At 70.3% G+C, this 21,101-nt stretch carries 19 protein-coding genes; 11 read left to right on the forward strand and 8 right to left on the reverse strand.

The genetic code is table 11. The features are described from left to right. The first annotated feature begins 828 nt into the window (after window positions 1–828). The 3 genes from ACFWW9_RS39700 to ACFWW9_RS39710 all read left to right on the forward strand — a co-directional run bounded on the left by ACFWW9_RS39700 (window position 829) and on the right by ACFWW9_RS39710 (window position 6,152). Window positions 829–3,165 (forward strand): BTAD domain-containing putative transcriptional regulator, encoded by a 2,337-nt coding sequence (locus ACFWW9_RS39700; protein ID WP_390387762.1) that lies wholly within the window; start codon window positions 829–831, stop codon window positions 3,163–3,165. Window positions 3,166–3,409: 244 nt separating this feature from the next. Next, window positions 3,410–4,981 (forward strand): aspartate aminotransferase family protein, encoded by a 1,572-nt coding sequence (locus ACFWW9_RS39705; protein ID WP_390387764.1) that lies wholly within the window; start codon window positions 3,410–3,412, stop codon window positions 4,979–4,981. 13 nt (window positions 4,982–4,994) lie between these two features. Continuing rightward, window positions 4,995–6,152, forward strand: coding sequence for an acyl-CoA dehydrogenase family protein (locus ACFWW9_RS39710; protein WP_390387766.1), 1,158 nt, complete (start codon window positions 4,995–4,997; stop codon window positions 6,150–6,152). 259 nt (window positions 6,153–6,411) lie between these two features. Here the strand turns inward: ACFWW9_RS39710 and ACFWW9_RS39715 are convergent, their stop codons facing one another. Then, window positions 6,412–7,515 carry a sensor histidine kinase gene (locus tag ACFWW9_RS39715; protein WP_390387768.1) on the reverse strand — a complete coding sequence of 368 codons (1,104 nt, stop codon included), beginning with the start codon at window positions 7,513–7,515 and terminating at the stop codon, window positions 6,412–6,414. Continuing rightward, a complete protein-coding gene (locus tag ACFWW9_RS39720; protein WP_390387769.1) occupies window positions 7,512–8,183 on the reverse strand; it encodes a response regulator transcription factor in 672 nt (223 codons plus the stop codon). Before ACFWW9_RS39720 ends, ACFWW9_RS39715 begins: the two co-directional genes overlap by 4 nt. Window positions 8,184–8,469: 286 nt before the next feature. Between ACFWW9_RS39720 and ACFWW9_RS39725 the strand changes: the two genes are divergently transcribed. The 4 genes from ACFWW9_RS39725 to ACFWW9_RS39740 are packed head-to-tail and all read left to right on the forward strand — an operon-like array spanning window position 8,470 to window position 11,790. Beyond that, window positions 8,470–8,853: a hypothetical protein gene (locus tag ACFWW9_RS39725; RefSeq protein WP_390387770.1), complete on the forward strand. Its 384-nt coding sequence runs from the start codon at window positions 8,470–8,472 to the stop codon at window positions 8,851–8,853. Beyond that, window positions 8,850–9,911, forward strand: a complete 1,062-nt coding sequence (locus ACFWW9_RS39730) for a peptidoglycan-binding protein (protein WP_390387772.1) — start codon at window positions 8,850–8,852, stop codon at window positions 9,909–9,911. Before ACFWW9_RS39725 ends, ACFWW9_RS39730 begins: the two co-directional genes overlap by 4 nt. Then, window positions 9,908–10,582, forward strand: coding sequence for an ABC transporter ATP-binding protein (locus tag ACFWW9_RS39735; protein WP_390387774.1), 675 nt, complete (start codon window positions 9,908–9,910; stop codon window positions 10,580–10,582). The genes ACFWW9_RS39730 and ACFWW9_RS39735 overlap by 4 nt, the downstream gene beginning before the upstream one ends. After that, window positions 10,579–11,790, forward strand: a complete 1,212-nt coding sequence (locus ACFWW9_RS39740; RefSeq protein WP_390387775.1) for an ABC transporter permease — start codon at window positions 10,579–10,581, stop codon at window positions 11,788–11,790. Before ACFWW9_RS39735 ends, ACFWW9_RS39740 begins: the two co-directional genes overlap by 4 nt. 61 nt (window positions 11,791–11,851) lie before the next feature. Here the strand turns inward: ACFWW9_RS39740 and ACFWW9_RS39745 are convergent, their stop codons facing one another. Next, window positions 11,852–12,208 (reverse strand): hypothetical protein, encoded by a 357-nt coding sequence (locus ACFWW9_RS39745; protein ID WP_390387776.1) that lies wholly within the window; start codon window positions 12,206–12,208, stop codon window positions 11,852–11,854. A gap of 458 nt (window positions 12,209–12,666) precedes the next feature. Here ACFWW9_RS39745 and ACFWW9_RS39750 point away from each other — a divergent pair, with 458 nt between their 5' ends. Next, the gene (locus ACFWW9_RS39750) at window positions 12,667–13,239 is read left to right on the forward strand and encodes a MerR family transcriptional regulator (protein WP_390387778.1); all 573 of its coding nucleotides are present in this window, start codon (window positions 12,667–12,669) and stop codon (window positions 13,237–13,239) included. Between the two features lie 747 nt (window positions 13,240–13,986). Here ACFWW9_RS39750 and ACFWW9_RS39755 read toward each other — a convergent pair. Both ACFWW9_RS39755 and ACFWW9_RS39760 read right to left on the reverse strand, forming a co-directional pair. After that, the gene (locus tag ACFWW9_RS39755) at window positions 13,987–14,310 is read right to left on the reverse strand and encodes a hypothetical protein (protein ID WP_390387780.1); all 324 of its coding nucleotides are present in this window, start codon (window positions 14,308–14,310) and stop codon (window positions 13,987–13,989) included. Between the two features lie 692 nt (window positions 14,311–15,002). Then, window positions 15,003–15,749, reverse strand: a complete 747-nt coding sequence (locus tag ACFWW9_RS39760; RefSeq protein ID WP_390387781.1) for a helix-turn-helix domain-containing protein — start codon at window positions 15,747–15,749, stop codon at window positions 15,003–15,005. A gap of 179 nt (window positions 15,750–15,928) precedes the next feature. Here ACFWW9_RS39760 and ACFWW9_RS39765 point away from each other — a divergent pair, with 179 nt between their 5' ends. The 3 genes from ACFWW9_RS39765 to ACFWW9_RS39775 all read left to right on the forward strand — a co-directional run bounded on the left by ACFWW9_RS39765 (window position 15,929) and on the right by ACFWW9_RS39775 (window position 18,280). Further along, window positions 15,929–16,348: a hypothetical protein gene (locus ACFWW9_RS39765; protein WP_390387783.1), complete on the forward strand. Its 420-nt coding sequence runs from the start codon at window positions 15,929–15,931 to the stop codon at window positions 16,346–16,348. Between the two features lie 20 nt (window positions 16,349–16,368). Then, a complete protein-coding gene (locus tag ACFWW9_RS39770; protein ID WP_390387791.1) occupies window positions 16,369–17,376 on the forward strand; it encodes an NAD(P)-dependent alcohol dehydrogenase in 1,008 nt (335 codons plus the stop codon). A gap of 130 nt (window positions 17,377–17,506) precedes the next feature. Beyond that, window positions 17,507–18,280, forward strand: coding sequence for a class I SAM-dependent methyltransferase (locus ACFWW9_RS39775; protein WP_390387784.1), 774 nt, complete (start codon window positions 17,507–17,509; stop codon window positions 18,278–18,280). Between the two features lie 156 nt (window positions 18,281–18,436). Here ACFWW9_RS39775 and ACFWW9_RS39780 read toward each other — a convergent pair whose 3' ends face one another. From ACFWW9_RS39780 to ACFWW9_RS39790, 3 genes are all read right to left on the reverse strand, one after another. Further along, window positions 18,437–19,363 carry a PfkB family carbohydrate kinase gene (locus tag ACFWW9_RS39780; RefSeq protein WP_390387786.1) on the reverse strand — a complete coding sequence of 309 codons (927 nt, stop codon included), beginning with the start codon at window positions 19,361–19,363 and terminating at the stop codon, window positions 18,437–18,439. Then, window positions 19,356–20,732, reverse strand: a complete 1,377-nt coding sequence (locus ACFWW9_RS39785; RefSeq protein WP_390387788.1) for a purine-cytosine permease family protein — start codon at window positions 20,730–20,732, stop codon at window positions 19,356–19,358. Before ACFWW9_RS39785 ends, ACFWW9_RS39780 begins: the two co-directional genes overlap by 8 nt. A gap of 41 nt (window positions 20,733–20,773) precedes the next feature. Further along, window positions 20,774–21,101, reverse strand: a 328-nt coding sequence (locus ACFWW9_RS39790) for an ADP-ribosylglycohydrolase family protein (RefSeq protein ID WP_390387790.1), incomplete at its 5' end; no start/stop codon positions are given.

Below are 21,101 nucleotides of genomic sequence, written 5' to 3' on the forward strand. Positions count from 1 at the left end.
GTGCGCGCCACGGTGATTCGGATTCCCTTGGCGGGCATAGGTCTCGTTGCGGCACAGGGAAAACGGAACCCGGCGGTGCCGCAGGCCGTGGCGACCCCTCTGGTGGCAGGGCGGTTTCCGGCCCCCTGTCAACCCTGTTTCCCCTCCGGACGCCCGTCGCCGCCTCCGAACCGTCCGTTGAGGGGGTCGGGTACGGCCGCGCGGTGGTGCGTGCGGGGCGCGTGGAACCGGCTCGGGCGACCTCCCGTTCGCCATCCGTCCGAGAGGTGGTCCGCCTGGGTGTCACCCGTATGTCCGAATCATGCGGACTTAACCGTCTTCGGGTCACGACCCTATAACGTCTCCCGCCACGCGCGCCGCGGGCAAAACGCCAGGTGGGTGGACCTGCGTTCGACAGGTCCTCCCATGGCGGGAGGTTTGGCCCGAGTTCCGCGGCGGCGTTTGGACCCTCGCGTCCCGGTGACGCCCGTTGATATCATTGGGGGTGTTGTGCGAGGTCGGTGGGAAACGTTGATTCGGATTACCGAAGTCGGTACCGCAAAGGTGTTTCCCAGTTTGTCGGTGCCCTTGGCGGCGAGGCCGGGTAAGGGCTTGGCGCTGCGTGCGATGGCCACTGTCGTTCACCGTGCGGTCGTAGTGCTGGAGATGAAAATACCGACCGGTTCCGGGATTTCGTCCAGTGTGGCGGATAACGGAACCCAGGTCGATCGACATGGTGATCGCTCGCCGGTGGCAGCGGGTGACACTTTTCCGCCGCCACCGGTTCTCGTGGTTTTGACATCGAATCGAACGCAACGGATTCCTGGGGGAACGTAGATGCGGTTTCAGATGTTGGGTCCTCTGGAGGTGTTCGACGGCGACCGGATCGTCGGACTCGGTGGCACGAGGCAGCGGGCGACCCTCGGCTTCCTGCTGCTGCATCTGAACCGGGTGGTGGCCACGAGCGAGCTGCTGGGCGCGTTGTGGACCGAGGAGGCGCCCGTGTCGGCGCGGAAAATACTGCAGAACGCGATCTGGGGGCTGCGGGGCGTGCTGTCGTCCTCCGGCCGCGCGTCGGGCTCCGCCACCCTGGTCACGCAGACCCCCGGCTACATGCTCAGCGTCGACCCCGAGCAGGTCGACCTGCACGGGTTCCACCGGCTGGCCGAGGAGGGCAGGTCCAGGCTGTCGTCGCACGACTACGAGGAAGCCAGCCGAATACTCCGGCAGGCGCTCGGCCTCTGGCGCGGACCCGCGCTGGCCGACCTGGTCGAGACCGGCCTGGTGTGGTCCGAGCTTGCGGTGCTCCAGAACGTCCGGCTCGACGTGCTGGAGGACTACTTCGAGACGGAGCTGGCGTGCGGGCGCCACCACGCCGTGCTCGGGGAACTGGAGCGGATGAGCGAGGCGCACCCGCTGCGCGAGCGCTCCTGCGCCCAGCTGATGCTCGCGCTGTACCGCTGCGGGCGGCAGGCCGACGCGCTGACCGCGTTCGGCCGGGTCCGGTCGCTGCTGGTGGACGAGCTCGGCCTGGAGCCGTGCCGGGAGCTGCGGACCCTCCAGCACGCGATCCTCACCCACGACGAGACGCTCACGTTCAGCGCGCCCGACCTGTACCCGCCGATACCCGTCCAGGTCAGCAGGGTGCCGGAGCTGGTGCCGGAGGCCGCGCGCAGCGGCGCGCTGGCGGTGGCGCTCCCCGGAACGGCCCGGCCCGTCCTGCTCGACGCGCCCGACCCGGAACCCGTGCCCGCGCGGGCCGAGGAGGTCCGGCTGCCCCCGTTCCCCTCGCAGGTGGTGCCGGCGCAGCGCAAGCACGTGAGCGTGCTGATGGTGCGCACCCGTCTCGACCTGACCGACGAGGCCGACCGGTTCGACGTCGACGTCGTGCTCGACAGCATCGCGGACACCATCCGCGAGGGCGTCGACTACTTCGGCGGCACGATCGTGGCCTCCATCGGCTCGGTCACGCTGGCCCTGTTCGACACGCCCCGGCAGATCGGCAACAGCGCCGAGCGCGCGGTCCGCGCCGCGCTCGCCATCCGCGACTGCCTGAGCGCCTCCCTGGAGACCGTGCGCGGCGCCCGCGTGGTCCCGCACGCCGCCGTGACCACCGGTGAGGCGCTGGTCCGCCACCAGATCACCGAGCACGGCGCACCCGTGACGATTACCGGAGCACCGGTGGAGGAGTGCCAGGGGCTGCTGGGCGACGTGCCCTCGGGCGAGACGTGGATCTCCGAGGCGACCCGCGCCGAGACCGAGTTCGTCGTGCTCTGCCACCGCGTCGGCGACACGCCCCCGCTGTGGCAGGTCGACGGCGCCCGCCAGGAGACCATCGCCCACCACTCCATGCCCGTGGTGGACCGCGAACCGGAGCTGGAGCTGCTGCGGGGCCTGATGGACCGCGCCGTGCACCGCACGACCCCGCACCTGGTGACCGTGCTCGGCGCCGCCAGCGTCGGCAAGACCCGCTTCCTGGTCGAGTTCCAGCGCAGGGTCGTCGGCCACCCGACGACCGGCCAGTTCGTCCTCGCCCACGCGTACTGGCCCGACCAGGACGGCGTCCGCGCCGTGCAGGCCGAGATCCTCGCGTCCTGCTGCGGCATCGCCCGCGGTGACAGCCTCCAGTCCGCGAAGGACAAGGTCACCGCCACCGTCCGCGGCTACCTCGGTCCCAGCCGCACCCGAGCCCTCCTCCGCCTCGTCGACCCCGCCTGCCCGCTCTCGACCGCCTCCGAGGAGGACACCACCGCCGCCTGGCGCGACCTCGTCGCCGCCGTCGCCCGCGACCGCGGCCTGGTCATGGTCGTGGACGACCTGCACTGCGCCGACGACCGCCTGCTCGCCTTCATCGAGGACCTCACCGAGTCGGTCGGCCCCGTCCCCCTCCTGGTCATCGCCGCGGCCCGCACCGAACTCGTCGAACGCAGGCCCGCGTGGAGCGGCGGCCACAAGCACGCCACCACCCTCACCCTCGACCCGTTGTCCGACGCCGCCATAGACCGCCTCCTCGAACTGCTCCTCACCAAGGCCGACGGCGACCAGGGCAGCTCCCAGGACGGCACCGTCGCCCTCCAGCTCATCCCCAACCAGGAGCTCGACGCCCGCCGCGAGTACGTCCGGATGCTCCTCTGCCTCGACCGCCGGATGCTCACCGAATCCGCCGCCGCCCTCCGCGCCACCTAGTTCCGCCCCGACCCGCCCGCTGCCCCCGCGCCCCCGGCGGGGGGGCAGCGGCACGTCCGGGCCCGCGACGCCTGCCGACGACCTGCCGGGCGTGACTGGTCCGAGCCGAGCACTATCGGGTAACCGCCGACTCATCGCCTCCCTCTCCGGCCGATTACCACCTCGTTCCCGCTCAATTCGCCCAGTCTCGTTAGCATCACATCGCCAGAAGTTCTCCACCTCATTCCGTGTTGGGTGCTCGGACGTGACGAGGGACAGCGTGAATAATTCTGCGATCGAATTGGCCGAACCGACGATGCTCGGCTGGTTGACCGACTACGGGCTGGACGTCGAATACGTTCGTTCGAGCGGCAACACTTTGTTCGCCAAAAACCAGGCGGACGGCTCCGAGTTCCCGGTGCTCGATTTCGCCGGTGGCTACGGGTCGGTGATGTTGGGGCACAACCACCCCGAGGTGGTCGACGTGGCGAGGAGGATCCTGGGGGAGGGGACGCCGATCCACGCGCAGTTCTCCCGGCACCCCTACGCGAACCGGCTCGCTTCCGAGCTGAACGCGATCCTGCACCGCGAGTTCGGGGTCTCCGAGCCCTACTACGCGGTGTTCGCCAACAGCGGTGCCGAGGCGGTCGAGGCGGCGGTCAAGCACGCCGAGCTGGATCGCGGCCACAAGGTCGTCGCGGCGGTCGAGGCGGTGGAGCGGTCGTTGGAGGAGGCGCGCGCGGCCGTGGCGGACTCCGCCGTCGTCGCCGAGGAGACCTACCGCGCCCTGGGCTTGCCCGCCGGGGACTTCGACGCGCTGGTGGCCGAGGTGACTCGCGCGAACGCGGAGAAGGCGGCCCGGCCGCCGGTGTTCCTGGCGCTGGAGGGCGGTTTCCACGGCAAGCTCGTCGGCAGCACGCAGTTGACGCACAACCCGGCCTACCGCGGCCCGTTCACCGCGCTGGCCCGTCCGGCGCGGTTCGTGCCGTTCGACGAGCCCGGCGCGGTCGGCAAGATCCTCGACGAGGAGCGGGTCCGGCTGTACGAACTGGAGGTCGTCGACGGCGTGGTGCGGCTCGCCGAGCGCGAACTGCCGATCGTGACGGCGTTCCTGCTGGAGCCGATCCAGGGCGAGGGCGGTATCCGCGAGGTCGACGCCGATCTCGCGGAGGAGATCTCGACCGCCTGCCGGGCCGCGGGCGTGCCGGTGGTCGTCGACGAGGTGCAGAGCGGCATGGGTCGGGCGGGCGCGTTCTTCGCCAGCTCCCAGATCGGGCTGCGGGGGGACTACTACGCGCTCTCGAAGAGCCTGGGCGGCGGTGTCGCCAAGGCCGCCGTGATGCTGGTGCGCGAGGGTTTCTACCGCGGTGACTTCGAACTGGTGCACAGCTCGACGTTCGCGAAGGACAGCTACTCGTGCACGATCGCGTTGAAGGCGCTGGAACTCCTGGAGGCCGACGGTGGTCGCGCGTACCGCACGGCCGCGACGCTGGGCGCCAAGCTGACCGCCGTGCTGGAGGCCTTGCGGGCGGAGAACCCCGACCTGGTCAAGGAGGTCCGCGGTCGCGGTCTGATGCTCGGCCTCGAGTTCCACGACCAGTCGGGCTCGCCGGTGCCCGCGGTCGCCGAGCAGGCCAAGGCAGGGATGTTCGGCTACGCCGTGGCCGGATACCTGTTGCGGGAGCACCGGATCCGGCTCTTCCCGACCGCGAGCGCCACGAACACGATCCGCTTCGAGCCGTCCATCCACCTCACCGACGCCGAGATCGCCCAGCTCGACACCGGGCTGCGCGGCCTGGTCGAGGTGCTGCGCGACCCGTCGAAACGCCTGGTGTGAAGGGGAATCCGCCATGACCGACGACGTGCTCAAGCAGGTGCGGGAGTTCGCCCGCGACCGACTGGTCGGAGCCACCGGCGAACTCGACGCGCTCGGCGACATGCCGCTGCCGCTCTACCAGGACTTCGCCAAGGCCGGGCTGGCCAACTGGTGGCTCTCCCCGGAGCTGGGTGGCCGGGGCGTGCCGCTGGAGGAGAGCGTGGACATCGTGTCCGAGCTGTCCTACGGGGACGCGGGGGTGGCGTTCACCCTGTTCATCTCGATCATGGCGACGAACATGGTGTGGCTGTACGGCTCCGAGGACCTCAAGCGGCGCTACCTGGTGCCGATGGCCGAGCGCGGCGGTTTCGGCGCCACGCTCGGCAGCGAGGAGGACGCGGGCAGCGAGTTGGGCCGCACGGCCACGACGGCCGTCCGCGACGGCGCGGAACTCGTGCTGGACGGGGAGAAGTGGTTCTCCACCAACACCGACTTCGCCGACTTCCTCGTGGTGATCGCCAAGTCGGCGGAGAACCCGTCGGGGCACGTGGCGGTCGTCGTCGACCGGGACACCCCCGGCATCCGGGTCGTCCGCCGCTGGGACGTGGTGGGTCTGCGGGCGTCGGGCACCTACCAGGTGAGCTTCGACAACTGCCGGGTTCCGGTCGCCAACGCCCTGAACGGTCCCGGCCTGCGCGTCCTGGAGGTCGGCCTCAACGCCAGCCGCGTGCTGATCGCCTCGACGGCCATCGGCGTCGCCCGGCGGATCCGCGACCTGGCCATCGACTACGCGAAGACCAAGCCGCTGCGCGGTTCCACCCTGCTGAACAACGCGGTGTTCGCCGCGAAGATGGGCCAGGTGGAGATGTCGATCGGGGTGATGCGCAACCAGTGTGCCGCGTCCGGCCGCGACTTCGACTCGATCGCGCTGGGCGCCTCGCCCGGTGCCGAGTTCCTGCGCCAGGGCACGCTCAAGTCGGCGCTGACGGCGAAGATGTTCACCGGGCAGGCGGGCTGGCAGGTGGCGTCGGTCGGCTCGGAGATGTTCGGAGCGCTCGGGTACACGGGTGACTCGCACATCGGCAAGCTGGTGCGGGACATGCGGTACGTGTCCATAGTGGAGGGTGGTGACGACGTCCTGCGGGACCTGATGTTCAACCGGCACACGCTGCCCGAGGCGAAGCGGCACTGACCGCGCGGCCGGGGCACGCGCGGAGCCTCCCGGCCCACGTGACGTCCGACAGGTCGTCCACGACGCTGCCAGCCCGGAACTCGGCGTGCCCCGCGCCTTGTGCTTGCCGAAAACTACGTCCGTGCTGGTCAGGCGGCGTGGTGGTACTCGTCGAGGATGCCGCCTGTGCGAGTTGTAGAACTGCTCGGCGGCCTCTCTCCCACCTGCGCGGATGAGGTTTTCGGCAGGCACAGCGCTCAGGACCCGGCACAGGTCGGGATCACGGCAGCACCACGGACACCCGCAGGCCGCCACCTTCACGCGGCACGGCGGTCACGCGGCCGCTGTGGGCCTTGACCACCGACGCGACGATGGACAGCCCCAGCCCCACGCCGCGCTCGGCTCCGGTCCGGTCGCGTGGCAGCCGCACGAACGGCTCGAACAGGCGGTCCGTCGCTTCCGGCGGGACCTCCGGGCCGGTGTTGGCGACGGTGAGCGTCGGGCTCTCGCCGACCTCCACCCACACGACGCCGCTGCCCGAGTTGTACTTGATCGCGTTGTCCAGCAGGTTCGCCACCAGGCGTTCCAGCAGCACCCGGTCGCCGCGCACGACGCGTGGCCGCGTGGTCAGGCGCAGGTCGAGTCCGGCGTCCCGCGCGGCGCCGCGCAGGACGCCGACGGCTTGCGCCACGATCTCGTCCACCCGCACGTCGTGCTTGGCCTCCAACCCGCGGTCGCTGCTCGCCAACACCAGCAGCCCCTCGATGAGTGCCTCGCTGCGGTCGTTCATGGCCAGCAGACGCGCGCCGAGGCCGCGCATGTGCGCGGAGACCCCCGGTCTGGCGAGTTCGACCTCGACCATCGTGCGCTGGGTGGCCAGCGGGGTGCGCAACTCGTGCGACGCGTTGGCCACGAACCGCCGCTGCCCCTCGAACGAGGTGGAGAGGCGGGCCAGCATCTCGTCGAACGTGTCCGCCAGTTCTGTCATCTCGTCCCGCGGTCCCGGCATGCGGATCCGCTGGTCGAGGCTGTCCGCGCTGAGCCTGCGAGCGGTCGCGGCGATCGCGTGCACCGGCCGCAGCATGCGGTTGGCGGCCACCCGGCCGAGCAGCAGCGCGAGCACGGCCGTGAGGACCAGCGCCAGGCTGGACTGCACGAGCAGCGTGTTCAGCACTTCGGCGCGGTACTCCGCCTGGTTCACCGGTTCGATGCGGCCGCCTGCGTCGGTGGGGACCTCCGTGACCAGTTCGCCGTCCGAGCTGGTCACGAACTCCGGGGTCGCCGACGGCAGCGCGTTGCGCATGAGGAGGTAGTTCGTCGCGAGCAGGACCACTCCCGTGACGAGGAGCAGGCCGGTGACGACCAGCGCCAGCCGGGTCTTCACCGAGAAGCGGTGCCGCCCATCTGGTACCCCACGCCGGGGACGGTGTGGATCACGGCGGGCTGCCCCAGTTTCCTCCGCAGCGTCATCATCGTGACCCGGACCGCGTTGGTGAACGGATCGATGTGCTCGTCCCATGCCTGCTCCAGCAGTTCCTCGGCGCTCACCACGGACCCCTCGGCCCGCATCAGCACCTCCAGTACGGCGAACTCCTTGCGGGACAAGCTGATGAACCTGTCGTCGCGCAGCACCTGGTGGCGGGACGCGTTGAGCTCCACGCCGTCCCGCCGCAGCACCGGCGGCAGCGCGGGCCGCGCCCGCCGCCCGAGGGCTTGGACGCGGGCAACCAGTTCGGCCAGCGCGAAGGGCTTGGTCAAGTAGTCGTCGGCGCCGATGCCCAGGCCGTGGACGCGGTCCATCACGTCGCGGGCCGCCGTCAGCATGATGACCCTCGTCTCGCCCCCGGAGTTCACGATGCCCCGGCACACCTCGTCGCCGTGCACCGCGGGCAGGTCGCGGTCGAGGACCACCACGTCGTAGCGGTTGACCGCGACCCGCTCCTGGGCGTCCGCGCCGTCGAAGCACACGTCGACCGCCATCGACTGCTGCCGGAGTCCTTCGGCTATGGCCTCCGCCAGCATTTCCTCGTCTTCCACCACCAGTACTCGCACCGGCCCAGTGTGCGGTAAACGGTCGTAAGCGCGCCATAAGTGTCACGCTTACGGCTCGGAGATCGGTCGCCGAGTAGTACTGGACGCCATCTGGGAACTCTGGACGGAGGCTCTGATGGTGTGGCGAATGCGAGCAATTCTCTTAATGGGAGCGGCAGCCGTACTGGTGGTGGGCTGTTCGAGTGAACCGCGCAACGACGTCGCCTCGGTGAACGGCGGACGGACGTCATCCAGTGCGAACGCCCCCGCGAATTCGTCGGGGATGGACGACGAGTTCAGCCGGTGCATGAGGGACAACGGCGCCGATCTGGAGAATTCGCAAGTCGAGGTCGACGAATCGAGCGGCACCGTCGACCACCGGAGTTCCCTGACGCCGGACGAGCAGCGCAGGCAGCAGGAAGCGCTGGAGAAGTGCAAGGCCTTCATCAAGGACGGCGGCGCGCCCGCGAAGATGGACGCGGAGGCGTTGGAGCGGGCCCGCGCGGTCGCGAAGTGCATGCGCGACGAGGGCATCGCCTACCCCGACCCGTCGCCGGACGCCGGCGACTACGGCGCCGGGGTCACCCAGCTCCCCGAGGGCGTCGACGGCACCGACCCGAAGGTCCAGGCGGCCCTGCGCAAGTGCGACCTCCAGACCGGTCTGGTCCCGCTGCCCCAGAGCTCCCGATGAGCGAGACCGCCGTCGGGCCCAACGTGCTCAGACGCCGACGGCACCGCAGGCTGCTGGTGCTGTCGGGCGCGCTGGTGGTCGTGTGCACCGCCGGGACGGTGGCCTTCACCGAGGTCGCCGCCCGCCCACATGCCACGCCCTCCTCGGCCACCCCGCCCGCCGTCGCCGCGGTGACCAGGACCGACCTGGTCGACCGGATCAAGGTCGACGGGGCTCTGGGGCACGGTGCGACCACGCCACTGGCCGGGCGGAAGGCCGGGACCATCACCTCGCTGCCCCGACCAGGTGCCGTGATCGGCCGCGGCGAGCAGTTCTACGCCGTCGACGAGGTGGGCGTGCCCCTGCTGTTCGGCACGATCCCGATGTACCGCGACCTGGCCGAGGGCGCGAAGCCCGGCGAGGACGTGAGGATGGTGCAGGAGAACCTCCTCGCGCTGGGGTTCACCGATCTCGGCCAGGTCGACGGCGTGTTCGGGCGGACCACGGTCCGGGCCCTCCGGCAGTGGCAGAAGGCACGGGGCGTCAAGCAGACCGGCGTGCTCGCCGCGAGCGACGTGGTCGTGGTGCCGGGTCCGGTGCGGGTCGACGGCGTGACCGCGCGGCTCGGCGGCCCCGGCGAGGGCGACCTGGTCACGGTCACCGGCACGGACCGGCTGGTGACGGCCGTGCTGGACGAGGCGCAGCGGCGGTACGCGCCGGTCGACGGTGTCGTCGGTGTCGAGCTTCCCGACCGGACGGTCGTCCCGGGTCGGGTCCGCGAGGTCGGGCCGAAGCAGGTCGACGGCAAGACCCAGCTGGTCGCCACTGTGGCGCTGGACGATCCGGGCGCGGCGCCCGACGCGGGCCGGGTGACCGTGACCCTGGACGGGGAGCGGCGCGCGGGCGTGCTGGTGGTGCCGGTGCGGGCGCTGGTCGCGCTGAAGGAGGGCGGGTACGCGGTCGAGACCGTCGATCCGCGCCGGTTCCTGGCGGTCGCGCTCGGGATGTTCGCCGACGGGCGCGTCGAGGTCACCGGCGACGGCCTGGCCGACGGCCTGAAGGTGGTGACGGCGTCGTGACACCGGTGCTGGAGTTGGAGGACGTGTCCAAGACCTACTTCGGCGGGGTGGCCGCGCTGCGCCACGCGTCGTTGCGCCTGGAGGCGGGGGAGATGGCCGCGATCGTCGGACCGAGCGGGTCGGGCAAGTCCACGATGCTGCACCTGATGGGCACCCTGGACCGGCCGAGCACCGGTCGGGTGCTGGTCAACGGCCACGACGTCAGCCTGCTGTCCGATCGCGGCCTGTCGGCGCTGCGGGCGTGGTGGATCGGGTTCGTCTTCCAGCAGTTCCACCTCACCGACGGGTTGACGGCGCGGGACAACGTGATGGCCCCGCTGGTCTACCGGGGCCTGCGGGCCCGGCAGCGGCGGGGGGAGGCCGACCGGGCGTTGGCCAGGGTCGGTCTGGGCCACCGGGCCGACCACCTGCCCACGGAGCTGTCCGGCGGGGAGAAGCAGCGGGTCGCGATCGCCAGGGCGGTGGTCAACCGGCCGATGCTCGTGCTCGCCGACGAGCCCACCGGCAACCTGGACTCGGTGTCCGGCGCGGAGGTGCTGGACCTGCTGCGCGAGCTCAACGCCGAGGGGACGACGGTCGTGCTCATCACGCACGACCGGGCGATCGCCGCGTCGGTGCCGCGACGGCTGGAGATGCTCGACGGGCTGATCCGCGCGGATGTGGCCGCATGACCCGGCCACTGCCGCCCGCGACGCGGCTGCCGGTGGGCGACCTGGCCAGGCTCGGCACGATCGGCGTCCGCACCCGGCCGATGAGGACGGTGCTCGCCGCGCTCGGCATCGCGATCGGGATCGCCGCGCTCGTCGCGGTCGTCGGCGTCCCCGCGTCCAACCAGGCCGCGCTGAACGCCCAGATCGCCGCACTGGGACCGAACCTGCTGACCGTCGTTCCCGGAACGGACCTCGCTGCCGGGGCCAAGGCGAAGCTGCCCGCCGACTCCGTCGACATGATCCGCCGCGTCGCGCCGGTCCAGGCGGCCAGCGCGACCGGCGCGGTCTCGGCGTCGGTGCGCCGCAACGACCGGATGCCCCCGACCGAGACCGGCGGCCTGCGGGTCGCCGCGAGCAGGCTCGACCTGCTGGACGTGCTGCGCGCGAAGGTCCGCGCGGGCACGTTCCTGACCGCCGCCAACGACGGCTACCCGGTGGTCGTGCTCGGGTCGCGGGCGGCGCACGTCCTGGGCGTGGAGACGGGCGGGGGAACACCCGACCCGATGGTGTGGATCAAGGACCGGCTGTTCCTCGTCGTCGGCGTCCTGGAGGCGACGCCGCTGACGGAGGAGATCGACTACACGGCGCTGGTCGGCTGGGAGGCGGCGCGGCACTACCTCGGGTTCGACGGAACGCCGGGTGCGGTCTACGTGCGCGCCGACGACCACGCCGTCGACGCGGTGAAGGCGGTGCTCGGCCGCACGGTGAACCCGCAGCGGCCGAACGAGGTCATGGTGAGCAGGCCGTCCGACGTGCTGGCCGCGCAGCACCTGACCGATCGGGCGTTCTCCGCGCTGTTCGTCGGGCTCGGCTCGGTGGCGCTGCTGGTGGGTGGCATCGGCGTGGCCAACACGATGGTCATCTCGGTGCTGGAGCGGCGCCGCGAGATCGGGTTGCGCCGCGCGCTCGGGGCGAGTGGACGCCAGGTCAGCGGCCAGTTCCTGGCCGAGTCCGTCGTGCTGGCGGGCATCGGCGGCGGGCTCGGGCTGCTGCTGGGCACCGCGGTGACCGCGGGCTACGCCGCGTCGCAGGGATGGCCCGCGGTGCTGCCCCTGCCCGTGCTGCTCGGCGGGGTCGGGGCGGCGGTCGCGATCGGTGTGCTCGCGGGCGTCTACCCGGCGGTCCGCGCCGCCCGGCTCGCCCCCACGGTCGCGCTCTCGACGACCTGAGCCGAACGGCAGGAGGGCCCCCACGACCTGGACGTCGCAAGGGCCCTCCTGGACAGGGGGATCAGCCGATCGAGTAGAAGCCCTGACCGGTCCGCACCGTGCCCGACGGGCAGACCAGGGTGATGTTCCAGCTGCCGGAGCCGAGGTAGACGTTGCCGCCGGGCGTGATGTACCGGACGCCGTTGCTGCAGTTGATGTACGCCTTGATGCCGCCGGAGTAGACCGTGCACGGGAGGTACTGCACCGCGTTGCTGTAGAAGTACGCGTTGCACGACCAGCTGGCCTGGATCGTCGGCCCGCCCGCCACGGCGGCCGCGGGCGCAGCCTGCAGCGTGGAGGCCTGCGCGCCGGGAGCGAACCCGATCACGCTCGCGGCCAGCGCCAAGCCCATCAGGAGGGCCCGGAGGGTCTTCTTCATGGCTGAATCCTTTCGACGACGTTCAGTCGGATATCGAGAAGGATGAGCACGGATCGCCCTGTCCCTGAGCAATGGAAGAATGTTGTTCCACGGTGTATCCGTGCGGAAGCGGGTGGTCCCGCCTATCAGATTTCGCCATTCCGGAGAAGAACTGGAAGGAACCGCGTCCACGAGGTCCGATAGGCGTGAATGACGGCACTATTGCGGACTGCGCGGGTGGGTGCTCTGTTCGAGTGCAACTTATGTCCGGCTTATGCGGCGGATGGCACACTCGGTCGGACTGGGGTTTTTGGGGCGTGTGGTCCGAGGGGTCCGACCATGGTTGACGGGCATTTGTCCGAAGATAATTCGTGTTGTCGTCAGGGTCGGGAGCGTGATGCCGCATGAGTGTCGAACCCGTCGAAAGGAGACCCGGGCCCACTCCGGATCGGAGACGACCCGGAACCCTGCTCCTGACCGTGGACCAGTTCGCGGCCGAGATCGGCTGCACCACCCGCACGATCCGCTCCTACCACGCGCGGGGGCTGCTGCCGCCGCCCGTCCGCCGCGGTCGGACGCCGTACTACGTCGACCACCACCTGGTGCGCATGCACCTCGTCCTTCGGTTGCAGCGCTGCGGGCTCCCGCTGGAAGCGGTGCGCGCGCTGCTCGAGCCCGACCTCGTGCTCGACGAGTCGCTGGCGGTGTCCTCCGGAGTGGGCGGCGCGATCCGCGGCCGCCCCGGCCTGCTCGGCGCATTGGTGTGCGCGGGCGTGCTGACCCGCGGTCAAGGCGGCGCGCTGCGGGTCAACGGCATCCGCGCGGTGCTCGCGGCCCGCGTCGTGGCGGCGCCGGGCGCTCAGCTCGGCCCGGCACTGCGGGTGCTCGTGGAGGCGATCCACCGGGTCCTGCCGCACGCCGAACCGGCGGCGGGGGAGTTGAGGGAACTGCTGGGCGACGGTCCGACGCACGAGGAGATCGTCGAACTGCTCGTGGAGACCGTCCGACTCGGCTTGCGGCGCTCCGGGCCCGCCACGGACTGCCCGGCCTGACCTGCCCCCACACGCCATCCGCCCGCCGAAGGTCCGGAAAGGACAGCCGCCCTCGCGCTCGGGGATCCGCTGAAGGAGCAGTTCGGGGCCCGAACCACCACCATGCGGCGAGGGTCGTGTTCTCGTCACACCCCCTGGATGAATGTGTATCCAACACCACTCAGTCCATTGTGTACTCAGCGGTGACCATGTGGGTGAACCCTGCGTTCACCAGCCGTACCGGCGCGCGCCGGAGCCCCACCTCCGAGGAGCGCGCGTGCCGACAACCCGGCCTGATCTGGAACCGGCGGGCTCAGCGCTTCACCGGGGACACGTGCCCTAGCTGACGGCGCAGCCACGCCATTCGAGCGGCGATGGCGTCCTGCGAGATCACGGCCTGAGATCTGCTGAGCGGAAGGTGAGTCGTTGCGGTGGCGTGCCAACAAGGGGACACCTGCCGCGAGACCGCCGCTGGCGCTCGCGCCACCGATGACGATGCGCTCGGGGCCACCGCACCTGACCGCTCATCGGTATGTGTGGACGTCGGCTACCGCCCCGAGTTCAGCGCATGCGGTTGTCCTGGGCGCGTGATCGTCCCGCAGCCCACCGAGAGGTTTGACAACCCACGGTCACATGACGGTCAGGTGATCAAAGCCGACGTAGTCATCGCGTCCTGCTCGCCGTCCCGTTGAGGAAGACCGCTCGGCTTGGACAGCCACTGCATCGCAACCGATTGCCGGACCTGGTCGGTATTGCGTCCCGCCGACACTATTCGATCTCGACGCCACCGAGCCGGACCACCAGCACAGCCATCTCCTGCACGCGTTCCCAGTATTCGACCGCGCCGCCGTCGTCGCCGAGCAGCGGCAAGACACTCGCGACGGCCACGAGGCACCTGCTCAGGATCCGGTGGTGCCGCTCGTCGAGGTGCCCTGACAACGCAGCGGAGACGCAGCCCGCGATGTCGGCGTCCAGTGACACCATGTCTTCGCCGTCGACGTCCCGACCGCGAAGACAAGGCGGGAACGGCGCATGCAAGTGTTCTGCCCACAGCAGTGAAAGCTGGTCCGGTCCGCTCATGATCGAGATCATGCCCCGCACTGGGATCTGTGGGGAAGACTGCGGGCGTGGTCCAAGCGCAGGCTGGGACGCGCGTCGCAATGCCCATCGTGGGGACGGGGTCGGAGCCCCGCCCCCGCCGGTGCTACTCGGGCGTGGACAGCCCGAATCTTACCTCCGCCACCAGGCTGACCAGCGTGAACCCGCTGGTCAGCCCTGTTTCCGTCCTTCGGTTCCCTCCCCCCGAAGTCCGGCTAAGGCGGCGGCACGAACCGAGATCGCCAACCGACAGAACGAAATGCCGCCGCCACTGGCCTCCGATAAGCCTCGATCTCCATTGGATGGCGCGGCAACTGCAACTGATGAGCTGTGCTCCTCGTCCGGTCAGGTCCCAGAAGCCAGCAGGTTTCACGCCGAGGCAGGCCACGAGGCGACCGATCGTGCGCACCGACACGGTCATGCCACTGCTAGCGAGTTCCAACGAGTTCTAGCCCCTTGATCTTCTTCGGAGGTGAAGATCCTCTGGCCGCACATGGGTGTGCTCTCACCGCACGCGCACCCGAGGATTGGAACGCTCGCTCCGCGGCATGTGCGGATGTTCGGTCGGTCACGAACCGGTGGTTTCCGCAGTTGTGCGTTCTCCGCGCTGACCGGCGAAGAAGGCTCGCTTGCGTCGCGCGGTTGTCCGCTCTCAGTGGTTCGCCTGTGTGGAACTTCTGGTGAGGTCAGGGTTGTCGGGTCACGAGTGTGGTGAGGATGGCCGCCGTCGCCTCGTCGGCGGGGAGGAACGCTTCTAGTCGTAGTTCGGCGATGGTGACGTCGACGGCGGTGCCGAAGTGGGTCAGTGTCGTGATGAGCCGCAGCTCGCTGTCGTTGTCCGCGCCGCTTGAGCGCAGCCGCAGTGGAACGGCGAAACCGAGGTAGTCCGGCGCCGGTTGGCGTGGACGGCCCGGCACCAGTTCGGTGAGTTCGGTGACCAGGCGCTGGAGCCGGTCGTGCGGGTTTCGCGCTGCCTCGGCGGTGAGCCGGTCGATGACGTGCCAGGCCCACTCGTCGAGGTTGACGATCCTGGGTGCGAGGCCGTGCGGGTGCAGCAGCACCCGAGGAACGCTGACCGGAGGTACGAGCAGCTGTGGTGCCACGGTGTCGATCAGCGCGTGGAAGCCGGTGTTGGCCAGGACCAGGTCACCGCACCGGTCGACGACCACCGCCGGGTACGGCAGGTGGCCTGCCAGGATGCGTTCCAGGGCGGTGCGGACCGGTCCGAGGCCGGGATCGTCCAGCCCGGTCTGCGGGTAGGCGGGAGCGAAACCCGCCGCGAGGAGCAGGACGTTGCGCTCCCGGATCGGCACCTCCAGCGATTCGGCCAGGCGGATGACCATGGACCGGCCCGGCACCGAGCGCCCGCTCTCGATGAAGCTGACGTGCCGCTGCGTCGTGCCGGCGCGTGCGGCGAGTTCCAACTGGCTCACGCGTCGCCTGGTACGCCACGCGCGCAACGCGTCGGCGAACCCATCCCTCGATCCGGTGATCACCGTCCCTGTCTACCCGCGCGAGCGCTGCTCGACGATTCCCTGCGGGGAATTGCCGGGTAGCAGGCGTGGCAGCAGAGTCGTGGTCGAACCCGATCATGCCAACCGGAGGACTCGTCATGGCCGACATCGACCCGCAGGAGCTGACCGACCGCTACGTCGCGGTCTGGAACGAGCCGGACGCCGACGTGCGCCGCGACACCATCCGCGAACTCTGGGCCGACGACGCCACGCACGTCCTGCGGCCACCGCAGGACATCCGGCAGGCCGTCGAAGGGCTCGGCTTCATCGCCACCGCTCTCGAAGCTCGAGGGCATGCCGCCCTGGAGTTCCGGGTGACCCGTGCCCACGAGGAGTTCGTCGCGCCGGGCACCTTCACCTTCAGCTCCCGAGGCAACGCCGACAGGCTTCACGACGTCGTCAAGTTCACCTGGGAGATGGTCTCCTCCGACGGTGAGGTGGCCGGCGTCGGCCTGGAGGTCCTCGTCCTCGACCAGGACGGTCGCATCCGCACCGACTACCAGTTCATCGAAGGCTGATCGTGACGTTGCCGCCTGCTGTGCGCAGTTATCACGTCACCTCCGGCGCGGGGGTCGACGGACTGTCCCTCCGCAGTCATGAGCCGCGGAGTCCGGGACCTGGCGAGGTCCTGGTGGCGGTCCGCGCCACCTCCCTGAGCTTCCGCGAGCTCCTCGTGCTGCGCGGCCAGTACGTCCTGCCCGTCAAGCCCGATGTCATCCCGATCTCCGACGGCGCCGGTGAGGTCGTCGCCGTCGGCACGGGCGTCCGATCGCTGGGTCCGGGAGACCGGGTCGCCGCCACGCTGTTCCCGAGTTGGTCGGATGGTCCGTTCCGGCTTTCGCACCTGCCGCAGTTGGGCGGTTCGCTGGACGGCATGTTGACCGAGTTCGCCGTCCTCCCGGAATCGGCGCTCGTGACGATCCCGGAACACCTCTCCTACGCGGAGGCCGCAACGCTCCCGTGCGCCGCCGTCACCGCCTGGAACGCGCTGACCGGCGACGGTCGCGGGGTCCAGCGCGGGCAGACGGTCCTGACCCTCGGCTCGGGTGGCGTGTCGCTGTTCGCACTGCAGTTCGCCAAGCTCCTGGGCGCCAAGGTGATCGCCACGACGGGCCGCGCGGACAACGAGCAGCGCCTTCGCGACCTGGGCGCCGACGAGGTGGTCAACTACCGCGACGTCCCGGACTGGCATGTCGCCGTCCGTGAACTCACCGCGGGACAAGGCGTGGACCGCGTCGTCGACGTCGCCGGGACGGTGGAGCGGTCGCTCAGGTCGGTCGCCGTCGACGGGCACGTCGCCTTTGTGGGGTCGGTTTCCGGCACGTGGCCCTCGATCGATTCCCGGCTGCTGTTCGGCACAGCGGCGACAGTGCGAGCGCTGGCTGTGGGCAGCCGGGCCCAGTTCGTCGAGATGAACCGCGCCATCGCGGCACATCGTCTCAAGCCCGTCATCGACCGGGTGTTCCCCTTCGAGGAAGCTGCCGCGGCCTACCGCTACTACGAGTCCGGCAATCCCTTCGGCAAGGTGATCATCGTGACCGGATAGCTGGTGTCCGCGCTGGTTGGCCTAACTCTCGCCATCGCTCATCGGCATGCGCGGACGCGTTGCCCTGGCGAAAACCAGTGGTGACCGACTTGCTCCGCTGATGTACTGATGGCCACCGTGAGTGTGCCGCGTGACGGAGGTACTGGTTGTGGGCAGCTACAACGCGCTTGCCGAGGTGTACGAGTGGCTCATCTCGGATGCGAAGCTGGCTCCGGCCGAGTTCGCCGCGTCGTTCGACGACGTCCTCGGTCTTCTGCCGTCGAACGCTCACGTCCTCGATTGTTCGTGCGGGACCGGACAGTTGGCGGTTGGCCTCGCCGGTCTTGGCATGCGCGTTGTCGCGACCGACGCCAGCGAAGCGATGGTTCGTCGGACTGCGGAGTTGGCCGAGGAGTTCAGGGCATCCGTCCGGACAGTGCGGGCGGACTGGCAGGAGTTGCCCGACCATTTCGAGGACGACACCTTCGACATGGTGTTCTGCGTGGGCAACTCGCTGCACCACGCCGAGGGCGCGCGAGGCAGAGTTGCCGCTCTGGAGTCGATGTCACGGCTTCTGCGCCGTGGCGGGCGCTTGGTGCTCACCTCCCGCACTTGGGAACTCGTGAGGGCCAGGGGTTCCCGGCTGGACATCAGCGACCGACTCGTCCGCCGGAACGGTCGCGATGCCGTCGTGGTGTACCGCTGGGACATCGCGCCGAACTGGGAGGATGAGCACCACATCGAGATCGCGATCGTGCAGGTGGATACGGCTGGGTCGGTTCTTGCCCACTCGGAACTGCTGTCGAGTTGGCCCTACCGATACGAAGAACTCGAAGCCGAGTTGCACCGGGTCGGACTCCGGACGGAAACGAGCACGTTCGACCTCGAGGCCGAGAACTACATGGTGGTGGCGAGCAAGGTGTAGCCAACGGGCTCTCAGTCCGTGGCCGGACCGCGCGGTTGCGTCCAGGAGGCTTGCCTTCTCTCATCGGCAGAAGCGGATGGCTCCACCTGAGGAGTGACGTCGCCCTCGGGTAGGCGTTGTGCTGGATCGGAAGGCGGATAGGTTCGCGACAGCGGTCTACGGCCTGTCGCGCAGGAAGTCGTCCACCTCGGCGGCGGTCGGGGCGGTGGCTGGGCCGGGTTTGGTGACGGCGATGGCGGCGGCCGCGTTGGCGCGGCGGGCTGCCTGTGGTGGGGTCAGGCCGGAGAGCAGGCCCGCGGCCAGTACGCCCGCGTGGGCGTCGCCTGCTCCGTTCGTGTCGATCGCGTTGACGGGGTAGCCGGGTACGAGTACCGGGTCGGTTGACGGGCCGGCTAGCCAGCAGCCGGCGGCGCCGTCGCGGACCACCACCAGACCGTCGGGGCGCAGGGTGGGGAGGAGGGTGGCGGCGGCGTGGGCCGGGGTGGGGGAGCCGGTCATGATCGTCGCTTCGCGGGCGTTGGTGCTGAGGATGTCGGTGCGTCGCAGGGTCTTGTCGACGGTGGCCGGGTCCAGGTCGCCGATCAGGGGGGAGGGGTCGAAGAGGACCGCTGTCGTCGTGGGCAGGGTGGGTAGCCAGGCCGTCAGGGCGGCGGCGTTGGAGGGGTGGGCGAGGCTGTAGCCGGAGATGTGGACCAGGTCGTCGTCGGCCACTGGTACGCGGTCCAGGTCTTCGCGGGTGAGGTGGCCTTCGGCGCCGACGGTGGTGATGAAGGTGCGTTCGGTCGACGCGTCGACGAAAGCCACGCAGTAGCCGCTGTCCGCGTCGTCCACACCGGACTGGATGACGCGGGCTCCGCTGGCCGCGAGGGCGGCGCGGACCACGTCGCCCATCGGGCCGGTGCCGTACTGGCCCGCGAACACGGTCCGGAGGCCTGCTCGTCGGGCGGCGACCAGGGTGTTCAGGCCGCCGCCCGCGGTGATCGTGGACGAGGTGGCGATGATGTCGCCGCCTGGTTCCGGGAGGTGGTCGACGGTCAGCACGATGTCGACGATCACGTTGCCGGTCGAGATCAGCTCAGGCACGGGCACCGCCGAACGCGGAGTAGCCTGCGGCGGCGACGACGAAGGTGACGATCCAGCCGATCGAGCTGAGGCCGTTGGCCAGCAACAGGTATCCCGCGACGATGGCGACCGCCCATGCGGTGAGGGCGCGCCACTCCACGCCGCCGCGGTACCAGTAGGCGCCGGTCGGGGTCATGTCCAGCAGGGCTTCGGGGTCGTAGTGCCTGCGCTTGATCATGTCGATCAGGAAGACGCCGAGCCACGCGGTGATCGGGATGGCGAGCAGCGAGATGAACGTGATGAAGGGGCCGTAGAAGTTGCCCGCGATCAGCATGAAGTAGATCGCGCCGAGGAACGTGACGGTCACGTCCAGGGCGACCGCGTACACCCGCGGCACCCGCACGCCGAGCGTCAACGTGGTCAGCCCGGCCGAGTAGACCGACAGGTGGTTGGACAGCAGCAGTCCGCCGAACGCGGCGACCAGGTAGGGCACGGCCATCCAGTGGGGGAGCAGGTCGCGGATCGCGGCGACCGGGTCCGACGCGGAGGCCAGCGAGTCGTCACCCGCGGTGAGCAGCGCGCCCAGCCCGATGAGCAGCACCAGCGGGATGCCCGCGCCCGCGGCGCTCGCGCTGATCAGGCGGCCCGCCTTCACGCCGAGCTTCTGGTAGCGGGCCATGTCCGCGCCCGCGTTGGCCCAGCCGATGCCGGTGCCGCCCGCGATGACGCCGATCCCGGCCAGCACGGCGGTGATCGGGCCCGCGGGCATCGCCGCGACGGCCGACCAGTCCACAGTGGCCACCAGCACGACGCCGACGGCGACGTTGAGCGCGCCGAAGATCCACGTCGCCCACTTCTGGATGACCAGGATCGCGGCGTGCCCGAGGCCGGACACCAGCAGGGTGCACAGCTCGAAGACCGCGATCGCCACGATCGTGAGGACCGGGACCGACTTGGCTTCGGTCGCGGTGCCGAAGGCGATGGTGAACAGCGACAGCAGGACGAAAGCGCCGGTGGTGGTGTTCACCGTTTCCCAGCCGAGGCGGGAGAGCAGGGCGACCAGGGTCGGGCCCGCGTTGCCGCGGGTGCCGAAGACCGCGCGGGACAGGGTCATGCTCGGCGCGCCACCCCGTCGTCCGGCGACCGAGACCACGCCGACCACGGCGAACGACCCGGCCGCGCCGACCGCGGCGACCACCAGGGCCTGCCAGATGTTGAGGAACTGGAAGGCGACGAGCGTGGCTCCCAGCGGCAGGCCGAGGATCGAGATGTTCGCGGCGAACCACACCCAGAACAGCTGGAGCGGGTTGCCGTTGCGGTCGGTGCCGGGCACGGGCTCGATGCCGCGCTGTTCGACGGCGCTCAGCGCGCCGCGGGTCGAGGTGGCCATGGTTGTCTCCAGACGACGGTGGTGGAAACGGTGCTCCTGCTTCAGGTGCGGAGGTCGACCAGCTTCCCGACGAGCGGGCCGAGGTCGAGTTCGTTGACGCGCTCCACGGTGGCGACCGCGGCGGCGGGCCAGATCTCGCCGCCGTGGGTCGCGCCGAGGACGGCGCCCGCCATGGCGGCGACGGTGTCGGTGTCGCCGCCCAGGCTCGCGGCGCGGCAGAGCGTGGCCCACGGGTCCTCGGCCAGTGCCGCGAGCGCCAGCGCCGCGACGACCGATTCCTGTGACGCCACCGAGGTTCCGACGACCTCGATCAACGCCGTGTCGCGGGCGTCGGGGGCGAGGCCTGCCAGGTGGGGCAGCGCCCAGCGG

Origin of the sequence: Umezawaea sp. NPDC059074 (genome assembly GCF_042738955.1) — a bacterium.
Taxonomy (GTDB): domain Bacteria; phylum Actinomycetota; class Actinomycetes; order Mycobacteriales; family Pseudonocardiaceae; genus Umezawaea.